The organism is Trabulsiella guamensis ATCC 49490 (assembly GCF_000734965.1).
GTDB lineage: Bacteria > Pseudomonadota > Gammaproteobacteria > Enterobacterales > Enterobacteriaceae > Trabulsiella > Trabulsiella guamensis.
Genome location: NZ_JMTB01000230.1, coordinates 1 through 419, shown reverse-complemented (window position 1 = coordinate 419; position 419 = coordinate 1). Strand labels below are relative to the sequence as shown.

1 pseudogene is annotated in these 419 nt (G+C 53.7%); it reads left to right on the top strand.

Annotation, left to right across the window (positions count from 1 at the left end):
• Positions 1-336: pseudogene (locus tag GTGU_RS26285) on the top strand (hypothetical protein); the annotation flags it as partial.
• Positions 337-419: the final 83 nt, after the last annotated feature.

Below are 419 nucleotides of genomic sequence, written 5' to 3'. Positions count from 1 at the left end.
CACATGATTGATCTGGCGCGTATCGCGCTGGCATCGCTCGAAGCGGAGCCTGTGGGTACCAGACTGCCACCACGCGCACCTGAAAACCTCGCTTCATGCCTGGATGGCTATGAAAAATGGCTCGTGGCAACAACGTTTCGCGATACGTGGAACGCATGTCTTGCGGAAGTTGTCAGGTTGAGCACTGGAAACTCTCCGGTAATTCCGGATGGTTACGTGGTGGTACCGGTTGAGCCGACAACAGAAATGCTTCGTGCCGGATTTTTGGCAGGCGATGATTATCCAGGTGGCGTTTACCGGGCCATGATTGCAGCAGCACCGAAGCAGGAGGTGTGATGTCAAGTAAAAGACGTATCCGGCGAAAACAGTGCGGACATAAGCGACGGCACAAAACTGCCGATAATGCGCTGATTGAACTA